Annotated in this window: 21 protein-coding genes; 12 read left to right on the top strand and 9 right to left on the bottom strand. The window is 64.8% G+C overall.

What is annotated here, in order from left to right; all coding sequences use genetic code 11:
- Positions 1 to 162 precede the first annotated feature (162 nt).
- The 3 genes from NLM32_RS22695 to NLM32_RS22685 form a co-directional block, all read right to left on the bottom strand.
- Positions 163 to 666, bottom strand: coding sequence for an SMI1/KNR4 family protein (locus NLM32_RS22695; protein WP_254131102.1), 504 nt, complete (start codon positions 664 to 666; stop codon positions 163 to 165).
- Positions 667 to 746: 80 nt separating this feature from the next.
- The gene (locus NLM32_RS22690) at positions 747 to 1,004 is read right to left on the bottom strand and encodes a hypothetical protein (RefSeq protein WP_254131101.1); all 258 of its coding nucleotides are present in this window, start codon (positions 1,002 to 1,004) and stop codon (positions 747 to 749) included.
- Between the two features lie 64 nt (positions 1,005 to 1,068).
- Positions 1,069 to 2,025: a DUF2778 domain-containing protein gene (locus NLM32_RS22685; RefSeq protein ID WP_254135395.1), complete on the bottom strand. Its 957-nt coding sequence runs from the start codon at positions 2,023 to 2,025 to the stop codon at positions 1,069 to 1,071.
- 189 nt (positions 2,026 to 2,214) lie between these two features.
- Between NLM32_RS22685 and NLM32_RS22680 the strand changes: the two genes are divergently transcribed.
- Positions 2,215 to 2,652, top strand: coding sequence for a DUF1810 domain-containing protein (locus NLM32_RS22680; RefSeq protein ID WP_254131100.1), 438 nt, complete (start codon positions 2,215 to 2,217; stop codon positions 2,650 to 2,652).
- A gap of 10 nt (positions 2,653 to 2,662) precedes the next feature.
- On the opposite strand, the gene NLM32_RS22675 is transcribed toward NLM32_RS22680, so the two are convergent.
- Positions 2,663 to 3,442: a crotonase/enoyl-CoA hydratase family protein gene (locus NLM32_RS22675; protein WP_254131099.1), complete on the bottom strand. Its 780-nt coding sequence runs from the start codon at positions 3,440 to 3,442 to the stop codon at positions 2,663 to 2,665.
- Positions 3,443 to 3,456: 14 nt separating this feature from the next.
- Between NLM32_RS22675 and NLM32_RS22670 the strand changes: the two genes are divergently transcribed.
- From NLM32_RS22670 to NLM32_RS22660, 3 genes are all read left to right on the top strand, one after another.
- Positions 3,457 to 4,161 (top strand): TetR/AcrR family transcriptional regulator, encoded by a 705-nt coding sequence (locus tag NLM32_RS22670; RefSeq protein ID WP_254131098.1) that lies wholly within the window; start codon positions 3,457 to 3,459, stop codon positions 4,159 to 4,161.
- 15 nt (positions 4,162 to 4,176) lie between these two features.
- Positions 4,177 to 4,962 (top strand): 2-keto-4-pentenoate hydratase, encoded by a 786-nt coding sequence (locus tag NLM32_RS22665; protein WP_254131097.1) that lies wholly within the window; start codon positions 4,177 to 4,179, stop codon positions 4,960 to 4,962.
- Between the two features lie 118 nt (positions 4,963 to 5,080).
- Complete coding sequence (locus NLM32_RS22660; RefSeq protein WP_254131096.1) at positions 5,081 to 7,162, top strand: methyl-accepting chemotaxis protein; 2,082 nt, start codon at positions 5,081 to 5,083, stop codon at positions 7,160 to 7,162.
- A gap of 13 nt (positions 7,163 to 7,175) precedes the next feature.
- Here the strand turns inward: NLM32_RS22660 and NLM32_RS22655 are convergent, their stop codons facing one another.
- The gene (locus NLM32_RS22655) at positions 7,176 to 7,766 is read right to left on the bottom strand and encodes an NADPH-dependent FMN reductase (RefSeq protein ID WP_254131095.1); all 591 of its coding nucleotides are present in this window, start codon (positions 7,764 to 7,766) and stop codon (positions 7,176 to 7,178) included.
- Between the two features lie 42 nt (positions 7,767 to 7,808).
- Positions 7,809 to 8,756, bottom strand: coding sequence for an AraC family transcriptional regulator (locus tag NLM32_RS22650; RefSeq protein WP_254131094.1), 948 nt, complete (start codon positions 8,754 to 8,756; stop codon positions 7,809 to 7,811).
- 300 nt (positions 8,757 to 9,056) lie between these two features.
- On the opposite strand from NLM32_RS22650, the gene NLM32_RS22645 reads away from it, so the two are divergent.
- The 3 genes from NLM32_RS22645 to NLM32_RS22635 all read left to right on the top strand — a co-directional run bounded on the left by NLM32_RS22645 (position 9,057) and on the right by NLM32_RS22635 (position 11,680).
- On the top strand, positions 9,057 to 10,175 hold the full coding sequence (locus NLM32_RS22645) for a DUF2336 domain-containing protein (RefSeq protein ID WP_254131093.1): 1,119 nt from the start codon (positions 9,057 to 9,059) through the stop codon (positions 10,173 to 10,175).
- Positions 10,172 to 10,492, top strand: a complete 321-nt coding sequence (locus NLM32_RS22640) for a PilZ domain-containing protein (RefSeq protein WP_254131092.1) — start codon at positions 10,172 to 10,174, stop codon at positions 10,490 to 10,492. Before NLM32_RS22645 ends, NLM32_RS22640 begins: the two co-directional genes overlap by 4 nt.
- Positions 10,493 to 10,558: 66 nt before the next feature.
- Complete coding sequence (locus tag NLM32_RS22635) at positions 10,559 to 11,680, top strand: HD domain-containing phosphohydrolase (protein WP_254135394.1); 1,122 nt, start codon at positions 10,559 to 10,561, stop codon at positions 11,678 to 11,680.
- A 55-nt stretch (positions 11,681 to 11,735) separates the two neighbouring features.
- Here NLM32_RS22635 and NLM32_RS22630 read toward each other — a convergent pair whose 3' ends face one another.
- Together NLM32_RS22630 and NLM32_RS22625 are read right to left on the bottom strand one after the other, a co-directional pair.
- Entirely contained in the window at positions 11,736 to 11,939 is a 204-nt protein-coding gene (locus tag NLM32_RS22630; protein ID WP_254131091.1) for a hypothetical protein, read from the bottom strand.
- Positions 11,940 to 12,073: 134 nt separating this feature from the next.
- Complete coding sequence (locus NLM32_RS22625) at positions 12,074 to 12,751, bottom strand: nitroreductase family protein (protein ID WP_254131090.1); 678 nt, start codon at positions 12,749 to 12,751, stop codon at positions 12,074 to 12,076.
- Between the two features lie 125 nt (positions 12,752 to 12,876).
- Between NLM32_RS22625 and NLM32_RS22620 the strand changes: the two genes are divergently transcribed.
- The 4 genes from NLM32_RS22620 (at position 12,877) to NLM32_RS22605 (ending at position 16,440) form a co-directional block, all read left to right on the top strand.
- Complete coding sequence (locus NLM32_RS22620) at positions 12,877 to 13,839, top strand: alpha/beta hydrolase (RefSeq protein ID WP_254131089.1); 963 nt, start codon at positions 12,877 to 12,879, stop codon at positions 13,837 to 13,839.
- A gap of 26 nt (positions 13,840 to 13,865) precedes the next feature.
- Positions 13,866 to 14,750 carry a dienelactone hydrolase family protein gene (locus NLM32_RS22615; RefSeq protein ID WP_254131088.1) on the top strand — a complete coding sequence of 295 codons (885 nt, stop codon included), beginning with the start codon at positions 13,866 to 13,868 and terminating at the stop codon, positions 14,748 to 14,750.
- Between the two features lie 95 nt (positions 14,751 to 14,845).
- The gene (locus tag NLM32_RS22610) at positions 14,846 to 15,094 is read left to right on the top strand and encodes a hypothetical protein (RefSeq protein WP_148777798.1); all 249 of its coding nucleotides are present in this window, start codon (positions 14,846 to 14,848) and stop codon (positions 15,092 to 15,094) included.
- A 254-nt stretch (positions 15,095 to 15,348) separates the two neighbouring features.
- Positions 15,349 to 16,440, top strand: coding sequence for a type II asparaginase (locus tag NLM32_RS22605; protein WP_256568284.1), 1,092 nt, complete (start codon positions 15,349 to 15,351; stop codon positions 16,438 to 16,440).
- A 75-nt stretch (positions 16,441 to 16,515) separates the two neighbouring features.
- On the opposite strand, the gene NLM32_RS22600 is transcribed toward NLM32_RS22605, so the two are convergent.
- A complete protein-coding gene (locus tag NLM32_RS22600; protein WP_254131087.1) occupies positions 16,516 to 17,391 on the bottom strand; it encodes an MBL fold metallo-hydrolase in 876 nt (291 codons plus the stop codon).
- Between the two features lie 254 nt (positions 17,392 to 17,645).
- Between NLM32_RS22600 and NLM32_RS22595 the strand changes: the two genes are divergently transcribed.
- Entirely contained in the window at positions 17,646 to 19,856 is a 2,211-nt protein-coding gene (locus tag NLM32_RS22595; protein WP_254131086.1) for an alkaline phosphatase family protein, read from the top strand.
- Positions 19,857 to 19,873 lie beyond the last annotated feature (17 nt).

The raw sequence follows: 19,873 nt of genomic DNA, 5'->3' as shown, positions 1-19,873 counted from the left end.
GCCCCGGACGCAGCGCAGCGCTTCCCTGGCGATGCGAACATCGTCGAGTTCAGCGGTGCGCTGCAGAGCCGGGGCCCACGCTTCCGCTGACCCTGTGATTTCTGGGCCCGGCTCTGCGCAGCAGCGTTGCACGCTGCGGCGCGTTCGGGACACGACCAGACCTCACGCGGCCTTGGCCTCCTCGTACACGCCCGCGATGAAGTCGCTGAATGTCGGCGCAAGCGGCAGGACGTAGCCCCAATTGTCGGACATCGCCTCGGCGAGCGTCCACGGCTTCTCATATTCGGCGACCTCGTGATCGATGAACCAGATCTTGCCGAAATGCGCCTGGTCGATCGTCATGCAGATCGGATTGCCGCCGTGATCGCTCATGATCCACAGGAGCTCATCGACGGTCGGCCATTGCGGCGTCTCGCGCGTCCGCGCCAGCGAGCATTCATCGCCCCGCAATCCCAGCACCTCCTGGATCGCGCCGGCCCAATGCCCTTGCGGCCAGTTGAACTCGGCCGAGCCCTGGACATAACCGCCGGCGCAGGCCAGCAGGAACTGGCGATAGTCGTCCGGCAGGCGACACCCCAGCACCGTCTCGAACGATGCGAGCGCGGCTTCGGTCGGCGGCTCACCTGCGGCGCTATCGACGTCCGCGATGAATTTAGCAATGTCCATGCATTCTCTCCTCGGCGCGTGCGCGCGCCATGGCTTCGTCGCAGCAGCCGAGGAGCCGGTTCGAGGAGAAGAATGTTCGCTTAGAGCAGCTTCGCGCTCACGAACAGCGCGCGCACCGCGTTGGTCGCCTGCACCACGAGGATGGCATTTTCGGCGGCCCCCTCCAGCGCCTGGACGGCATCGTCGTGCAGCGAGCGGAATTCCATCCACTCGACCGATTTGAAGTTGGTGAGGAATTGATAGGCCTGGCCGACGGTCGCGATCGCCAGCGTGTCACCGTTCAGCTTGATCTTGAACGTCGTGCGCAGCGGGGTCTCGGAGCTTGCTGGATCACTCATGGGCTGCTTCTGGACGACAACGGCTTAACGAAGGGAAAACGGCAGCCCCACCGTCTGACGAATGTCAGGAATCGGTGCTGGCGCGCTGCGCGACAGTTGCCGGGCTGCCCAGGCGCGGCACCACGACAAGGCGGTTGAACTCGCCATTGTCATAGGCCTTCATGAAGCGATCGTAGTCCTTGATCGAGACACAGCCGTTGGAATCACCACGCGGTCCGAGCATGTAGGTGTGGGTGAGCAGGCCGACGCGGCCGAGTGCGCTGGTGCCGTCGGTCGGCGTCAAGCGCAACGCGCGGACGCCGTGGAACAGTTTTTCGCGGGGCTTCAAATCGTAGGTCGCAGGTGGGGTCGCGCCGACCATGCGCTGGTCGACATGCTGGGGGTCATCCATCAGCGCGCCCATGCCCGAATGGGCCTCAAGCGCGACGCCGCTCGGCAAATAGAGCGCCTTGGCCGAGATGTCATAGACCGCCGTCCGTGAATCGTAGCCAAGCGCGGCCAGATCCGGCGCCTTGGCGAACAGGCCGCTATCAGGCGTCAGAGAAGCCAGCTTGATCTTGTCGGTGAACTTTTCGAAGAAGTTGCGGTTGTCGACCCTGGGATTGGTGTCGGCATAGGACTGGCTCGAGGCGATCTGCGCGGAGAGGTCCGCCTGGACCGGCCGCGAACGCGGCATGGGAACGGCGTCGGCGCGCTGCGAGGGCTTTGTCGTCTCTTCGGCAGCAGGCTGCTGGTCGTTGTCGGCCAGGGTCGAACGCCAGTCATCGCCCTGGAGCTTTTGGGCGAGCATCGCCTTGGCATCGCGCAGCTTGAGCTGGACCGCACTCAGGGCGGAGCGCTCCATCGTCCGCAGGCCGAGCTCACGTGCCGGCGGATTGCCGGACAGCGAGGCGAAACGGTCGTCGAACGAAGGAGAATTGGCCGGCGGCAGCGCGGCGGTGACCAGCGGAGTCGAATCGCCGATATCCGCGACCCACGCGGCGGCGCCGAGCGCCAGCGCGACGGCAGCCATAGACAGCAGTATTGCCTCGGCTCGCCCAATTCGGCGGCGCGGCAACAGCCTCTCGGCGCTTGCGCGGTCGGAAACCATCAGATCCCCAAATCGACCCCCGGGGGACCCAACCCCCACCCGGAGACTCTATACCAGCTACCACATTGGGAGCCAAAAGTTAGGCATAATCGCGGCCGTCAGGACCCCGTAAGGTATCCAATGACCGATCCTTTCGATCTAGAGCGCTTCCTCAGGGCCCAGGACCCGGTTTTTCGCGACGTTCTGGGGGAGCTGGGCCAAGGCCGGAAGCGGACTCACTGGATGTGGTTCGTCTTCCCGCAGGTCGCCGGCCTCGGCTTCAGCGCCATGTCGCAGCGCTACGCCATCGGCTCGCGCGCCGAGGCAGCGGCCTACCTCGCCCACCCCGTGCTCGGCCCGCGCCTGATCGAATGCACCCGCCTCGTGCTTGCCGTCGACGGGCGGACCATCAACGCGATCCTCGGCGCACCTGACGATGCCAAATTCCGCTCGTCGATGACGCTGTTCGATGCGATCTCCGAAGAGCCCGTTTTCGACGAGGCGCTCGCCAAATATTTCGGCGGCGAGCGCGACGATGCAACGCTGGAGATCCTGTCGAAACGCGACCGGCAACAGTAAGCGCCCGAGATCAGCGGCCCTGGAAGACGGCTGCGCGACGTTCGATGAAGGACTGGATGCCCTCTTTCGCATCGGCGCTGGACAGCACGCGATCGCGAATTTTCGGGATGTAGGCGATCGCAGCCGCCTCGCCGCCTTCGATATATTTGGTCGCCGCCTCCTTGGTCACCTGGATGCCGAGCGGCGCGTTGCGCGCGATGATGGCGGCAAGTGCCATCGCCCGCGCGACCTGTTCGCCGGGGGCCACGACCTCCTGGACCAGCCCGATCGCCTGAGCGCGCTCGGCGGAAAACTCATCGCACAGGAACAGATGATACATCGCATCGCCCCAGCCGGCGCGCGAGAGAAAGCGGAAATGCGCACCGCCCAAGGGCGCAATACCGCGCTTGGCCTCCATCTGGCAGAAGCGCGCATCAGAAGCCGCGACCACGATATCGCCGGCGAGCATCAGCTCGATGCCGATGGTGAAGACGATGCCCTGCACGGCGGTGACAACGGGTTTGCGACAACGCTTGGCAAGGCCGAACGGATCAACATTGCCCTCCTTCGTGTTGCGCTTCTCCGCGGTCGGACCGAAGAATTTCGGCATGTCGAGACCTGCGGTGAAATCCCTGCCCTCGGCGCAGATCACGCCGACACGATAGGCCTCGTTGTCGTGCAGCTCGGTGAGCGCATCGGACAGTTGCTCCATCATCGCCGGCGTGAACGCGTTCTTCTTCGCGACATTGTCGATGATGATCTTGAAGACGTGGTCGTGCACCTCGGTGCGGATCTGACCTTCGGATGTCATGGCGGGTCTCCCTGATGCTGCCGGCGCGGCTTCTCTGCCCGCACCCCTTGAGTATGACACACGTCATATTTGAGCTTGCCCTCGACTATGTCAACTGTCATATTCGCGGCATGACCACCACACGCGACAAAATGATCGCCGGCGCGGCCGACCTGATGAGCCGCCGCGGCGTCAATGCCACCAGCATGCGCGACGTCGTCCACTACACGGCGACGCCGCGCGGCTCGATCAGCCATCATTTTCCGGAGGGGAAGCGGCAGTTGATCACCGAAGCCGTGACCTTCGCCGGCAAGGCGGTGTCGATTCCCCTGGAGAAGGCCATGAGCGAACGCGGCGTGATCGGCGGCTTGCGGGCCTTCGCCGCATCCTGGCGCCGCCGGCTGGAAGCGACCGGCTTCGAGGCCGGCTGTCCGGTGCTCGCCGTCGCCGTCGACCGCTATGTCGGCGAAGCCTCCGACAAGGACGACGAGACGGCGCAGCAGCAACTGCTCGAGCTCGCCGACGGGGTGTTCGCCGATTGGCGGCGGATCATGCACGCGGCCTTGCTGCGCGAAGGGCTGGCCGCGGACCGCGCGGAACGGCTCGCAACGCTCGTCGTCGCCTCGATCGAGGGCACCGTTGCGCTGTGCCGCGCAAGCCGCAGCGCGGACGCGCTCGATCAGGTTCAGGAGGAGCTGGAGACAGTCCTGTCCGCCGCCCTCGCCCGCACCACCAGATAGATTGGATAGGCACCGATGGATGTGTCCCGGCAACGCGAGCTCGCCCGCCACCTCGCCGATTTGCGTCGCAACGCCCGGCAGCGAAGCGGCCTCGATGAGCGGCTGGTGCCGCCGGATGCCGACACCGCGTATCGCATTGCGCGCATGGTCGAAGAGGAATTGGGCTGGGACGTCGTCGGCTGGAAGATCGCCGGCATGAAGCCCGGGCTGCAACGCCAGCTTCGCACCTCCTCGCCGATCTATGGGCGCGTGTTCGCGCCGCTGATCAAGGTCTCGCCCGCGCGCGTGGAGCACGCCCGGCAATGCAGCCCGATTCCGGAAGTGGAGTACCAGGTGCGCCTCGGCGCCGATCTGCCGCCCCGCGCGCAGCCATATGCGATCGACGAGGTCGGCGATGCCGTTGCGTCCCTGCATCCGGGCATCGAACTCGCCGAATGCCGGTTCGCCCACGACGCGGCGTTTCCACCGATGCCGGCGATCTTGGCCGACGGCGCGGGCTCGGGAACGATCGTGCTTGGCGACCCCATCGCCGACTGGCGCAGCCGCGACGTCGCGGCCCGGGAGGTCGTGCTCACTTGCAACGGCGTCGAGAGGCGCCGCGGCAGCGCAGCGGAGGCAATCGATCATCCGCTGGTGCCACTGACCTGGCTCGCCAACGAGCTGTCGCGGACCGGCATCGGTCTCAAGGCCGGGCAGACGATCAGCACCGGCACGCTGACGGGCATGCTGCGACCGAAGGCGGGCGAGACCTATGTCGCCGATTTCGGTCCGTTCGGAACCGTGAGTGCAGCCTACACCTAGCCGAATGGACGCATGCAGGTGAAGCATGCCGGGCGGCAGCGTAAACCGGCGATTAAGACGACGCCCCTATCGTTCGCGCAGAATTTTTTTCTCCACCTGCGCAATTGCCGGACGAATCATGAAAATCGGTACGCTGCTGACCACCGCCATCGTCTCGCTCTCGACCGTCGGCGGCGGCCTCGCCGTCTACGTCGCGGTCACGAAATACCAGACGATGGACAGGATCGCCGAGGCGCAGGGCCGGCTCGCGATCGTCCGCGCCGTCAGCGACATCCCGCGCTATCTCAATCCCGAGCGCGGCTTCGCCACCAACATCATGTACGGACCGGCGACCGTCGACCCCGCGCAGCTCACCGAGCATGACAAGCTGCGCAAGCAGACCGACGGCGCGCGCGACAAGATGAACGCGCTGCGCAAGGAGCTGCCCGGCTCCTTCGACGACGGCAACGCGATCGGCAGCAACATCGACGGCATCAATTCGAAATTCACCGCACTGCGCGACGCCATCGACAAGGCGATCGCGGGACCTGCGGATACGCGCAAGGACGCGGCCAAGAAGATCGTCGCCGACAATGCCGTGCTCAACGCCGGCGTGACCGCGCTGCTCAACGAGCAGGTCCGCCGCATGGCGATCCTCAACGGCGATGCCTATCGCCAGTCCAACTACGCCAACATCGCCATGACGCTGCGCGACATCGGCGGCCTCAATTCCAGCGTGCACAAGAACCTTGTCGGCGCCAAGAAGGTCGCCAACGATTCCGAGAAGGCCGACATGGCCCGCATGCAGGGCCGCAACGACCAGATCGTGATGTCGCTGATGGAACTGCGCGGCAATCCGGCAACGCCATCCAACGTCGCCGCGGCGCTCGAGACGATGAATGCGAGCTATGTCGAGGAATTCGGCCGCGAGATGAAGCTCGTCAAGGACGGCGCGCTCAGCGGCAAGTACGAGCACGATGTCGAGACCTTCTACGTGGCCTCCCAGAAAGGCCTCGGCTCGATCATCGGCGTCCGCGACGCCTTCTACGACAACGCCGAGCAGATCCTCTCCGGCGCCTCCGCCGCCGCGCGCACCAGCTTCACGATCGCGCTCGTCGGTCTCCTCGCCGTGCTGATCGCCAGCGCCGGCCTCATCGTGATGGTCCGCCGCCGCGTCTGCGCGCCGATCGTCAGCCTGACCACCCGGATGTCGCGGCTCGCCGACGGCGAGGTCGCGCAGGAGATCCCCGGCGCCGAGCGCTCCGACGAGATCGGGGCGATGGCCGCGGCCGTCCAGGTGTTCAAGGACAACATGATCCGGGCCGACCGGCTCGCAGCCGAGAAGCAGGCCGAGAACGACGGCAAGATGCGCCGCGCCCAGGCGCTCGACGAGCTGACCCGCGCCTTCGAGGCCAAGGTCACCGAGCTCGTCGGCGGCCTGTCGCAGGCCTCCTCCACCATGGAGACCACGGCGCAGTCGATGACCTCGACGGCCGCCCAGACCAACAGCCAGGCCGCGGTCGTGGCCGCCGCCTCCGAGCAGACCTCGACCAACGTGCAGACGGTCGCAAGCGCGACGGAAGAGCTGACCTCCTCGATCGCCGAGATCGGCCGTCAGGTCGCGCAATCGACCGAGATCGCGGCCCGCGCCGTCGACAACGCCCGCCGTACCGGCGACACCGCGCGTGCACTCGCCGACGGCGCGCAGAAGATCGGCGATGTCGTCACGCTGATCCAGAGCATCGCCGAACAGACCAATTTGCTGGCGCTCAACGCCACCATCGAGGCCGCCCGTGCCGGCGACGCCGGCCGCGGCTTTGCCGTGGTCGCCTCCGAGGTGAAGTCGCTGGCAGGCCAGACCGCCAAGGCCACCACCGAGATCTCCGAACAGATCAATGCGATCCAGTCCGCGAGCGACGAGACCGTCACTGCGATCCGCAACGTCGCCGACGTCATCGCCGAGATCGACCAGATCGGCACCGCGATTGCGGCCGCGATCGAGCAACAGGGGTCGGCGACCCGGGAGATCTCCCGCAGCGTCCAGGAAGCCGCTCGCGGCACCCAGGAGGTCAACACCAACATCACGGGCGTGCAGCGCGCCGCCGACGACACCGGAGCGGCCGCCCAGGAAGTGCTTGGCGCCGCCGAACAGCTCTCGACGCAGTCGCGCGATCTCGCCGGCCAGTTCGACCGCTTCCTCGGCGAAGTCAGGGCGGCGTAGAGACGCGCGCAGCTCAATAAGGCGGCGCCTTGCGCGCGCGCTGGGCCTTGGCCGCTTCGATCCACCACAAGAGATCGTCGGCGAAGCGCGGGAACGAGCGTTCCAGCGCCTTGCCGCCCTCGCCGATCGGCTCGCTCTCGGCCGACAGTGTCTGGGCGATCGGACCGACGCCGATGGTGCTTGAGATCACCACCATGCCCATTTCCGATAATGTGCCGTGCCACGCGGTCGAAGCACGCGCGCCGGACAGCCGGCCGGCGGAATAGCTCACGATCGCGGCCGGCCGCCAGAACCACTCTTCGAGGAAATGGTCGGTGAGATTCTTCAGGCCGGGCTGAATGCCCCAATTGTATTCGCCGGTGACGAAGACGAAACCGTCGGCGCCGCGAATCTGGCCGGCGAGCTTCTCCAGCGCCTCGGGCGCGCTGCCCTTCGGGTGCTCCTTATACATGCGGTCGAGCATCGGCAGGCCGATCGCCTTGGCGTCGATGAACTCGACGTCTTCGCCACGCTTGCGCAGGCGATCGATGACGAAATTCGCCAGGCGGATGCCCATGCGGTCGGCCCGGTAGGAACCGTAGAGGACGAGGATGCGATTGCTCATGGCCGGCAGGCTAACACGAAACCGGACTCCGGTCCCAACCCCTTATCGCCTGCGGCCGCGCTCCAACGTTTCCGACGGCGTCTCGCCGAACTGATCGCGATAGCTGCGAGAGAAATCGCTGAGGTGCCAGAAGCCGAACGCGAGCGCGACGGCCTTGACGCTGTCGGCACCGGCAAGCAGCCGCTGGCGCACCAGCCACAGGCGGCGCAGGCGCAGATAGCGATGTAGGCTCATGCCGCGATAGCGGCGCACGACATCGTGCAAGGTTCGGACGGAGAGATCGAGCTTGCGCGCGACCTCCTCGCTGTAGATCGGCTGCGAGAGGTCGTCTGACAACAGCGCGCGGATGTCCTGGAACAGCTTGAACTGCCGCTCGTCATTCGGCCGCTGGGTCCAGCGCGCCTGCACGATGTCGGCGAACGCGGCATCGACCGCAGCGAGCAGGGATTCCTTCATCGCCGCCGCCTTCAACGGCACCTCGGCTGGATCGATCGGCTCGGCCGCAGCCGCCAGCACTTCCCCGACCACCTTCCGCAGCCAGTTCAGCGCCGACGGACTGGTCTCGAAAATCTTGAAGCTGGAGTTCGTCACGGGCCAGCCGCGATCCTTCACCTCGGGCCGGAACACGACCGAGGCGATCTGCCGCTGCACTTCCTCGATCGTGTTGTAGGCCGCGCCGCTGCTGCCGATGACGATGACGGCGCGGTCGCGCTGCGCGCCGTTGAAGCGGATCGGGATTTCGAGCTCGTCCATCGCAAAGCCCACTGCCGTGCAATCGGCGACGAGCTGCGCGTCCACGACGCGCGGAAATGACCGCGTCATGTTCACGTCGCAGCCGGGCAATTGCAGAATGATCTGCTCGGCCGCAATGCTTCGGACGAACGGCGTGAACTCGTAATCCAGGCCGCGGATCGAACTGCGAAACTCGTCAACGTCGGAGAAGCGAAATATCTTTGGCGCCAGCGCTGGCGCAGCATCACTGTTGTTCATGACAAATAAAAAACCGCACCAGGAAACGGCGCGTGTCCGGCAATACGCCGATCTGAATTCCTCCTGTGAACCCCCATTCGCGCGAAGGACTCATCCGAGCCCCTCCCGCTCAGTTGGCGAGTGTCCGGCGCAAAGGACAAGCGGAGCGTTCGCCTCCTGCCAAATTTCGATAGCGTTTCCAGCGCGGTAGGCGGTGCGCAGATACCCCGGGAGGGCGAGGCCTAAATTTCAAATTAACGCATGTCTGGCGGAATGAGGGGCGTTAGTTCGTCGAAGTTTATTTGAGTACAGGCCCCTGCCATGATGGCAAATTCGCCTGCTGATATTTTGGTCGAATTGGAAGCGGCGGTCGCAACGTGTCCGCTTGACCGTTGCGCTCGCATTCTTTCCGGCATTTTGCAGTTGCTCACTGGCAGCCGCGACCGATCTCAGGAACTGCTCTGCGGTGTGGTCGATGGCGTTCTGTTGCGCCTGACGGAACGGGTCGAGGTCGGCGCGCTGATTGAGCTCACCACGACGCTTGCCGACCTCAAGGTCGCACCGCCACGGACATTGCGGCGCCTTGCCTCCCACGACAACGCGGACGTCGCATGTCCCGTGCTGCAGAGATCGCAGGCACTTGCCACGGCCGATCTGGCGGCAATCGCTACCTCATGCGGCGAGCGGCACCAACGCGCCATCGCGGCGCGTGACTGCATCGAGCCTGATGTGACCGAGGCACTGATCAAGCGCGGCGCGCATCTCTTTCATGCGCTGATTAAGAACCCTGGAACAAAATTCTCCGAGGCCGCTTACGCCACCCTCGCCGGGGCCGACCAGGACGGCGAAATTGCGAAAGCGCTGGTGCTGCGGCCGGGTACCCCCGACTTGATCGTGCGGAAGCTGCTCTCGACCGCACCCGCCAAGCCGGCGCCCGTCCGGGCAGCCCCCGCCAAGCCCAATGCCTCCGCCGTTGCTCCCGTGCAGGCAGTCGTCGCGGCCCCGCCAAAGCCGCCCTCCTCCGCCGACTATGCAAGCGCCAGACCCGAGATCGTTGCGTTAAGCCGCGTCGGCAAGCTCAACGATTCCACCGTGAATCGCTTCGCGATCCGCGGCGAGACCGCCAATCTCTTCACCGCCCTGTCGGTGCTGTCGGGCGCGCCGATCGAGATCGTCGAACATGTCATGAGCGATGACGATTGTGAGGGCCTGGTGATGGCCTGCCGGGCGTCGCGCCTGAACTGGGCGACCACGCTCGCGATCTTGAGCAATCGCAACGGCCCCCGGCTCTCCTTTGCCCAGCGCGAACGCGCGCAGCTGATGTTCGAAACGCTTCTCTTGTCGACCAGCCAATGGACGGTGCGCTGGGGGGAAATCGCAGCAAGCGCCAACACAGGCGATCCGGGACATCGCGGCGCAAAAATGGGGGTTAGCCGATGAAGTTCGATGGCCGCAAGGACTCTCGTGTGAAAATGGACCACCGGCAACCCGTCAATTTGATGGGTTCGGACGGCACCTGGCGGCGCAGTTGCGTTCTGCTCGATGTATCGAACACCGGCGCCAAGATCGAGGTCGAGGGCACACTCGACGTGCTGCAAGCCAAGGAATTTTTCTTGGTGCTGTCGTCGACGGGGCTGGCGTATCGGCGCTGCGAGCTGGTTTGGATCGACGGCACAATGGCCGGCGTTCACTTCATCAATGGCGATACAAAGAAAAAGCTGACGAGTGCGAAGGCGGACGTCGCACCGGCCAAGTAGGCCAACCAGTTCAAGAGATCATCACGCTCGTTCAATTCCAGTACCTCAGTAAAGTCCATGTCACCCGTGCAGAACGCGCGACCCATCACCAGCCCCATCAAAGGCGACGGCGGCATCCGAACGGCGCAATCGGCGCGCCCCTTCGTGCATGTGCTGGCGGATTCCTCCGACAAATTGTCGGGCATCTGTTCGGCGCTCGAACAGCAATTCGCCGTTGCGGGCGAACGGCTCGACGCGGAAGCCAAGCTGTCTCAAGCGCCGTTCGCCATCGTCATCCGCGCGGAGTTGCGCGACGTCGACAATATCGCGGCGATCAAGAAACGGTCCGCCAGGCTGGCAAAGGCCGCCAAGCGCATCTTCCTCGTCGAGCACTCCTCGCATGTCTGCATCTCGCAAGCCTATGCGCTCGGCGCGACGCTCGTGCTTCCCGGTCCGCTCAACAAGACCAAGCTGCTGGCGGCGCTGGTCGATCCGGTCGAGCCGGCCGCGGACTCATCGGGCGGTTCGCCTCGGCCGGACAACGCCGTCGAGACAGCTGCCACCGCGATCGCATCGATGTTCACGGCCGTGACACTTGGCCAGCCCCTTGACGTCAACGGCACCAAGGAAGCTGGACGTCAGATTGCCGACCGCATCACCGAGCATGGCCTGACGGAATGGCTCACGACGGTACGGCGCCACCATGAGGGAACCTATCAGCACTGCTTGCTCGTGACCGGCGTTGCCATCGACTTCGGACTCAGTCTCGGCGTCGGACGAATGGATCTGGAGCGCATGTACACGGCCGCCATGTTCCACGACATCGGCAAGGCGCAGATCCCGCTTGCGATCCTCGACAAACCCGGCCGTCTCGATCCCGACGAACGCACCATGATCGAAACCCACCCGGCGGCGGGTTACGAGTTCCTGAAGGATCACGAGCAGATCACGCCGGAAATTCTCGATGCCGTCCGCCATCACCATGAATATCTCGATGGCAGCGGCTATCCGGATGCGCTAGCCGGCGAGAGCATCAACGATATCGTGCGTATTCTCACGATCTCGGACATCTTCGCCGCGCTGATCGAGCACCGGCACTACAAGCCGACGATGCCGCGCAACGAGGCCTATCAAATTCTCTGCGGCATGACCGGAAAGCTGGAAAAGGCGCTGGTCACATCCTTCAAGGAGGTCGCACTCTCACGCTGAGCGCGCGCCCAACAACCCGAAGGACGACGGCGATTCATCCCGATCTCAACGCGCTTCAGTGCGTAGCGCGGTATTTGATGCGGCGCGGAATTGAACGAGAGGCCAACCCTTCGGCAAGCAGCTTCATATCCTCGCGCCGGCCACTGCGAACCAGCCTGCTGAACTCTTCAGGAGTGAAGGGAAGGCTGGGATCATCATCGATCGGACCACGCACCCGCGGGCCGAAGAACCATCGAACCAGGCTAGCCAGCCGCCGCATGTCAGTTCCCTCGCGCCAGCAACAAACCTTTGAGTCCGCATATTGTTCCTCCTGCACGGAAGAGATTGCAAGAGGCCGTAACGAGTCCGCACGAAAAATTTCGTGACGGAATAATCTCTTCCGACCTCTCGATGTCAGTCGGCGAAACCGACGTAGCGGACGAACTCGTCATTACCCTCGCGATCCGAACGAACGGCATTCGCGGCAAAGTTGTCGTCGGGATAGCCCATCGCAACGCAAGTCATGATGACTTCGTCTTCCGGAATCTTTGCGACTTCGCGCACGATGTCGGAGCGCATGATGCCCTGCCCGTTGATGACAGAGCCGAGCCCGCGGTCCCAGGCTGCCAGCACGATGCCGTAGCAGAGTGCGCCGAGATCGAAATGACAGACGGCGCCGGGATCAAGCACGCGGTCATAGGTGAGCACCAGCGAGACCGGCGCGTCGAACTGGCGGAAGCCGCGCAGCACCCAATCCTGCCGCATCGGTTTGTCGTCGCGCGCAATCCCCATCGCGCCGAACAGCTTCTTGGCGATGTCGACCTGGCGGCTACGATGGATGCCCTGATACTCGCCATAGCTGATGATGTCGCGCTTGACCTTTGCGCCCCCGACCATCTCCTCCATGTTGCGGCGGCGCACTTCTTCCAGCGGCGCGCCGGTCAGCACGTGAACATGCCAGGGCTGGGTGTTCATCGACGACGGTGCGCGCTTGGCGCTCTCGATGATCGCTTCGACCACGGCGCGGGATACCTGCCGCTGCTTGAAGCCGCGCACGCTGCGGCGCGACTGGACCAGCGTTTCGAATTCCACCTCAGGACCTCCCTGCCCGTTCATTCATCTGCATGACATCTGCAACACGTCTCCGGTTGCCGATGCGGCGCGCGAAATCTATGCTACCCCGCAAGCAAGACCAAAAACCCTGTAAGGACCCCACCATGGCCGCGCCGCTCGATCCCGTCATCGCCCAGATCATTCCGCTGCTGCCGCTGCGCGATCCCACGACGATGACGCCACAGAGCGCCCGCGATTCCTTGCGCGCACTGGCTGCCTCACGTGCCGCCGTCCCGCCGCCGCCCGTCGATGCCGTGCAGGATATCAAGGTGAAGGGCGGCGCCGGCCCGCTCGATGCGCGCGTTTATCGCGTCGGCAGCGCGCCCGCGCCCACCGTTGTGTTCTTCCACGGCGGCGGCTGGGTTGCGGGTGACCTCGAGACCCACGACCGACAGGCACGCAATCTCGCGATCGAGACCGGCGCGGTCGTGGTCTCCGTCGACTATCGCCGCCCGCCGGAGACACGCTTTCCTGGCGCCTTCGACGACGCCTTCAATGCTGCGAGCGACGTGTTCAACCGCGTTGCGGAATTTGGTGGGGATGCCAGGCGTCTTGGCATTGCCGGTGACAGTGCCGGTGGCAATCTCGCGGCCTCCACTGCGATCGCCTGCCGCGATTCCGGCATCAAGCTCGCCGCTCAGCTCCTGGTCTATCCCGTCACCGATGTCGTGGGCTCCTATGCCGACGCGCGCGAGAACGCGCGCTTTCCGTCGCGCGCCGAAAATGCAGATGGCTACTTCCTCTCGCGTGCCGTCATGGAGTGGTTCGCCGGCCATTATCTCGCCGATGCCGGTCACGCCGCCGACTGGCGGGTCTCGCCGCTGCGTGCCGCCTCGCTCGCAGGCCTCGCCCCCGCGATCGTGACCACCGCCTGGTACGACCCGCTGCGCGACGAAGGCACAGCCTATGCACAGGCGCTGGAGACGGCCGGCGTACGGGTGAAGCATCACGAGGGTGCCGGCCTGATCCATGGCTATTTCGGGCTCGGGGACGCCTCCGAGGTCGCCCGTGCCGAAGCACAGCGTGCACGCGCCGACTTCAAGGCATTGCTCGCGCGCGGGGTCTGATCGCGTTGCGGCCCGACGGATTCGAATTGCGACCTCATCTGGTCCGCATCGTCAGCCTGATCGCAGCCCTGCTGCTGTCGATACACGCGGTCGCGGCCGCGCCCCAGACCGTCTATTTTCGTAGCGCCGACGGCCGCACGGCGCTCACCGGCTATCTGTTCCAGCCCAGCACGCCCGGCCCTTGGCCCGCCATCGTGATGCTGCACGGGCGCGGCGGACCGTACTCCAGCAATGACAATGAAGATTGCACCTTCGTTGGCGCCGGCACCACCTCGCCCTGCAATGCGAACACCTTGTCGAAGCGTCATGCGATGTGGGGTGAATATTGGTCGGCGCGCGGCTACCTCGCCTTGCTGCCGGACAGTTTTGGCCCGCGGGGCAAGGCCTATGGCTTTGGCCGCTTCACCCATGGCGACCCCGACCGCGCCGACGTCAACGAGACCGATGTGCGCCCGCTCGACGCCGAAGGCGCGCTCGCTTATCTGCGCGGCCGCAGCGACGTCCTTGCCGGCCGGATCTATCTGCAAGGCTGGTCCAATGGCGGCAGCACCGCGTTGAACGTGATGATCCGGCAAGCAAGCCAGCAGGGCAATCAGCCGGGCTATCGCGGCGCCCTGGTGTTTTATCCGGGCTGCGGACAGACCGCCCTGCTCGCATCGACCATCTCGACCACGGCGCCGATCGCGATGTTCCTGGGCGCCGACGACGAGGAGGTCTCGCCCGCGATCTGCCAGCGCGTCGCCGAGCGCTCGCGGCAGGCGGGCAGCCCCGTCGACGTCACCCTCTATCCCGGCGCCACCCATGATTTCGACGAGCCGTCGTCGCGCCGGCAATCCGCGCTGGGCAATCAGGCGGCCATGAACGATGCCCTCGCCAGGGCCGCCGGCATCCTCGACCGCTGGAAAAAATGAAGCGAGGACCGATACCGCACCGCGATCCTGCTTGATTGCGCCACGATTCCGCGCTCCAATTCGCAGCGCCATCTTTTTGGTTTAGGGAGACACCCATGATGAAGCGAATTTTCCTGGCTGCGATCGTTGCCACCTTTGCAGCAGGCTCGGCCCTTGCGGACGACACCTGCGAGAGCAAGGCGGTCGGCAAGGACGGCAAGGCGCTCGCCGGAGCGGCCAAGACCTCGTTCATGAAGAAGTGCAAGGAAGACGCCTGCACGCCCAAGGCCGTCGGCTCCGACGGCAAGGCGCTCGCCGGCGCCGCCAAGAACAGCTTCATGAAGAAGTGCGAGATGGGCGCGTAAGGCGCTACGAATTCGCTGCCGCTTTAGCGGGCAGTCTGCAAACGAACTCCGTCATGTCCGGGCAGAAGCGCGAAGCGCGTCTTCGCGCTTCTGCCCGACATGACGCCAAGGCCGCCTCTCCGTGCGCGCCGCGCACCGCAATCAAATCATCCCTCGACATTACAACCCTAGACAGACGCCGTCGGCTGACGGATCATGGCGTGCTGAGCGAAATGGGGCGCATCGACCAGGCTTTCCAGGAAAGGGACGTCAAGATGTGGCAACTTCGAGTGCATCATCCGATCATAGCGACAGCGAGCTTGCTGTTCGCGCTGCTCATCAACTTTGACGTCGCGAACGCGAGGGGCGTCGGTCTGCCCAACGTCATGGTTCTGGCAACCGGCGGCACCATCGCCGGCACCGGGGCAAGCAGTACGACCGTGGTCGGTTACACCGCGGCCACGGTGGGCATCGAGACCCTGCTGAACGCGGTCCCCGAACTGAAGACGGTGGCCAACGTCAAGGGCGAGCAGGTTTTCCAGATCGCCAGCGAGAACATGAACAACGACTACTGGCTGAAGCTTGCCAAGCGCGTCAACACGCTGCTCGCGCAGGACGACGTCGACGGGATCGTTATCACGCACGGCACCGATACGATCGAGGAGACCAGCTATTTCCTGGATCTCGTGGTCAAGAGCAAGAAGCCCGTCGTCATCGTCGGTGCGATGCGGCCGTCGACCGCGATCAGCGCGGACGGACCGATCAACCTGTTCAATGCGGTGATCCTCGCAGGCAGTGAGGAAGCGGTCGGCAAGGGCGTGCTGGTTGCTCTCAACGATCAGATCAATGCGGCGCGCGAGGTCACCAAGAACAACACCTCCACGGCCGACACTTTCCGCACGCCTGAGCTCGGCTTTCTCGGCTACATGCAGGGAAACAAGCCGTACTTCTATCGTCAATCGACGCGACGGAACACGGCGGACTCCGAGTTTGACGTGTCCAACCTCGATACGCTGCCGCAGGTCGATATCGTCTACGGCTATGCCAACATGAACCGGGTCGCGGTCGACGCATTCGTCGCCGCCGGCGCCAAGGGGATCGTGCATGCCGGCGTGGGCGACGGCAGCCTCGCCCGGCCCGCGGTCGAGCCGGCTCTCGACGAGGCGCGCAAGAAGGGTGTCGTGATCGTTCGCAGCAGCCGCGTCGGCAACGGCATCGTTGCGCGCAATGGCGAGGCCAAGGACGACGAACACGACTTCGTCGTCTCGGATACGCTGAATCCGCAAAAGGCGCGCATCCTGCTGATGCTGGCGCTGACCAAGACGACCGACACCAAGGAAATCCAGCGGATGTTCTACTCGTATTAGAGCATCCGGTGAGGTCTGTAGCCCGGATGGAGCGAAGCGCAATCCGGGCTACGCCCCGACTAACGGCGGAAAGCCCTACTCCCGCTTGAAGCGGTAATCGAACGCGGCGCCGAGCGGCTTGATCAGGCCGACCGTCGGCGCCGGAAAGTGGATCGGCAGGATCAGCGTATCGGTGTCCGCGACGGAGGCGAAAAACTTCCGTCGCGACACCGCCGACTGCTTGGCATCCCAATCGGGCTTCGCCGACCAGTCCGGCTCGCGGCACTGGATCTGGTGATGCATGAGGTCGCCGGCGACCACCGCGCGCCGGCCCTTCGACAAGATATTCACGCAGCAATGGCAGGGTGAATGCCCGGGCGTCGGGGTCAGCGTCACGGTGTCGTCGAGCGCATAATCGTCGTCGACCAGCAGCGCCTGCCCCGCCTCGACGATCGGCAGACAATTGTCACGAAACACCGTGCCGGGAGGGTTGTTGCCTTTGGCATTCTCGGCCTCCCAGGCCGCGTACTCGCCCTTGTGGAAGACGTATTTCGCGTTCGGGAATGTCGGCACCCAGCGACCGTCGCGCAAGGTGGTGTTCCAGCCGGTGTGATCGATGTGCAGATGCGTGCAGAAGACGTAGTCGATCTGCTCGAAGCTAATGCCGAGCGCGAACAATTCGTTGCGCCAGCGCTCCTTGCCGGGAAAGTCGAACGGCGGTGGATGGCCCTTGTCCTCGCCGGTGCAGGTATCGACCAGGATGGTGTAGCGCGGCGTGCGCACGACGAAGGTCTGATAGGTGATGACCATCATGCCGCGCGCGGCGTCGAACACCTCCGGCTCCATCGTCGGCAGATGGTGCTTGAACACGCCGTCGTCATAAGCCGGGAAAAAATCTTGCGGCCGCCGCCACGGCCCTTCCCGCTCGATCACCGCATCGATGGTGATGTCGCCGATCCTCAACTGCTTCACGCGCCCCTCCTGGCTTTCCTCAAGCGTAACGAACGGGTTCGCAGCGTTCAAGGCGCGTGCGCGCAGGCCTGCGTTGCCGAGTTCCCCTCGCGCGCGCGACGGAGATCGGGTTGGACTCTTGCGACAACATCCGCGCAGCGACGCGTACGCGTCGCTCAAGCGTCACACGCGCGTCGTCGGCCGCACTCGATACTCCACGTGTCATTCCAGGTGAAACGCGCACAGATTGCGCGAAGAAAAACACGGGGCTGCACGTGGACAAGAAGAAAGTTTTCTCGCTGATTTCATCGCTCTCGCTCGCGGCATCGCTGGCCGGCACGGTGATGCCTGCCCATGCCGACGAGGATAACCGCGACCGCGGTTCCGACAATTCGCGTGACCACGATCACGGCAGGTATCACGGGCATCGCTCGCCGCCGGTGGTGCTGATCTCGCTCGACGGGGCCAAGCCCGATTTCATTCAGCAATTCATCGCGGAAGGCGTGCTGCCGCGCGACGGCGGGCTGGCGCGACTGAGCCGCCATGGCGCGATTGCCGTGCAGAACATCACGGCCTCGCCCTCGCTTACCGCGGTCTCGCATATCGAGATCGCGACCGGCTCGACCGCCGTTCACAACGACATCCCGTCCAACACCTTCCAGGCGATCGTCGGCCCATCCACCTCGAGCCTCAGCGGCTTCGCCGCGCCGATCGGCGGCTATCGCGAGAGCCCGCTCGGCCCCACGTCACGGCCGACGGCCTCGCCGCTGTGGGTGCAGTTGCGCCAGCAGGGCAAGAAGGTCGTCACCGCGACATGGCCGGGTGGCGACGGCGCCGACATCTCGATCAACGGCACCGTGGTGCAACCGGCCCAGCCGATCCGCGTCACCGACTACACCGTGCCGTTCGGTGCCTTCGGCGGACTTGGTGCCCAGGGCTTTTCGCTGACCCGGGCCGACTTCGCCCCTGATCCGGCGGTGGCCACGGCGCTGCAGGCGGCCGGCCGCTTCTCGTTCAGCCCGGTGCTGGCGACGACAAATCCGATCGAGAGCTTCTCCTGCGCGTCGGCCTCGACCGCGACCTGCACCAGCGCGGCGACGCTCGACCTCAAATACGCGATCCGCGTTGCCGCGCTCGACACCACCAACGACAACGTCGCGAACTACGACACGCTGGTGTTCTTCGACGCCACGCGCGGCATCACGGCGGGACCGTTCGCGCCGCCGGCGACCGGACCGGCCTACGTCAAGTTCGGCGGCGAGAACGCGCCTTTCTTTTTCGACGGCAGCGGGGCGAAGGTTGGCGCTGCGTACTTCGTCTCGCAGCTCGCGCCTGATCTCTCGGTGGTGCGCTTTGCCCGCTACGGCGCCAACTACATTCCGCGCAACGCGCCGGTGCTGGCCGATGTCGACGACATCAACAACAGCATCGGGTTCTGGCGTCCGCAGGCCGATTTCCGCATTCCGGAGCGGCTGAGCCCGGGCTTCACCAACTTCCCCGATGTCGAGATCGAGGCGATGTTCGAGGACATGGTGAAAACCTTCGTGCGCTACCAGGCCGAGATCGGCGAGCGCGCGATCCAGAACCATCCCGACGCCGACCTCGTGATGGTCTATATCGAGCAGCCCGACGGCTCCGAGCACCAGTTCCTGCTCACCGATCCCCGTCAGGGTACCAACCCGAAGGACCCGAACTCGATCGGCGCCAACCAGGACCCGGCCAAGGTCGCGCGCTACGCTTCCTATATCCGCTTCGCCTATCAGACCGCCGACAAGGCGGTGAAGCGGATCGCGGATGCGGCCGGCCCCGACAGCAACGTCATCGTCGTGTCCGACCACGGCTTTGCGCCGTTCCACACCTCGGTCAGCATGACCAACATCCTCAGGAATGCCGGCATCGACACCACCAAAGTGGCGATCCGCACCTCAGGTCCCGCAGCCAATATCTACATCAACCTGCAGCAGCGCGAGCAAGGCGGCACCGTCGATCCCGCCACCTACCAGGCGCTGCTGGCGCAGATCACCGCAGCCGTGCAGAACGCGGTCGACCCCAACCCGAAGTTCAACTTCTCGCTCGACAACGGGAAGATCTTCACCGTGGTCGAGACCCGTCCCGCGCAATGCGAGGCCGGGCTCGGGCAGTGCACCAGCAAGACCATCGGCCAGGATTTTGGCGATGTGTTCGCGTTGATGGCGCCGGGCTACAATTTCGACGGCATCCAGAACCCTGGCGTCGCCCGCCTCGGCGATGCCGCATTCAGCGCGGCCACCACCGCGCTATCGATGCCCAATTTCTACGGCGCCCACGGCCACGATCCCAAGCTGCCGGTGATGAGCGCGACCTTCATCGCCGCCGGCCCCGGCATCCGCGACAACACCACGATCCGCCGCATGCACAATCTCGACGTCGCCCCGACCATCATGCAGATCCTGGGCGTCAGGCCGCACGGGGTCGACGGCGAAGTGCTGAACGAGATTTTGCGGTAGCGATTGAGAGCGACACG

The organism is Bradyrhizobium sp. CCGUVB14, from assembly GCF_024199935.1.
In the GTDB taxonomy this organism is placed as follows: domain Bacteria; phylum Pseudomonadota; class Alphaproteobacteria; order Rhizobiales; family Xanthobacteraceae; genus Bradyrhizobium.
The sequence above is the reverse complement of the archived record's forward strand: the minus strand, read 5'-3'. Positions and strand labels throughout refer to the sequence as shown.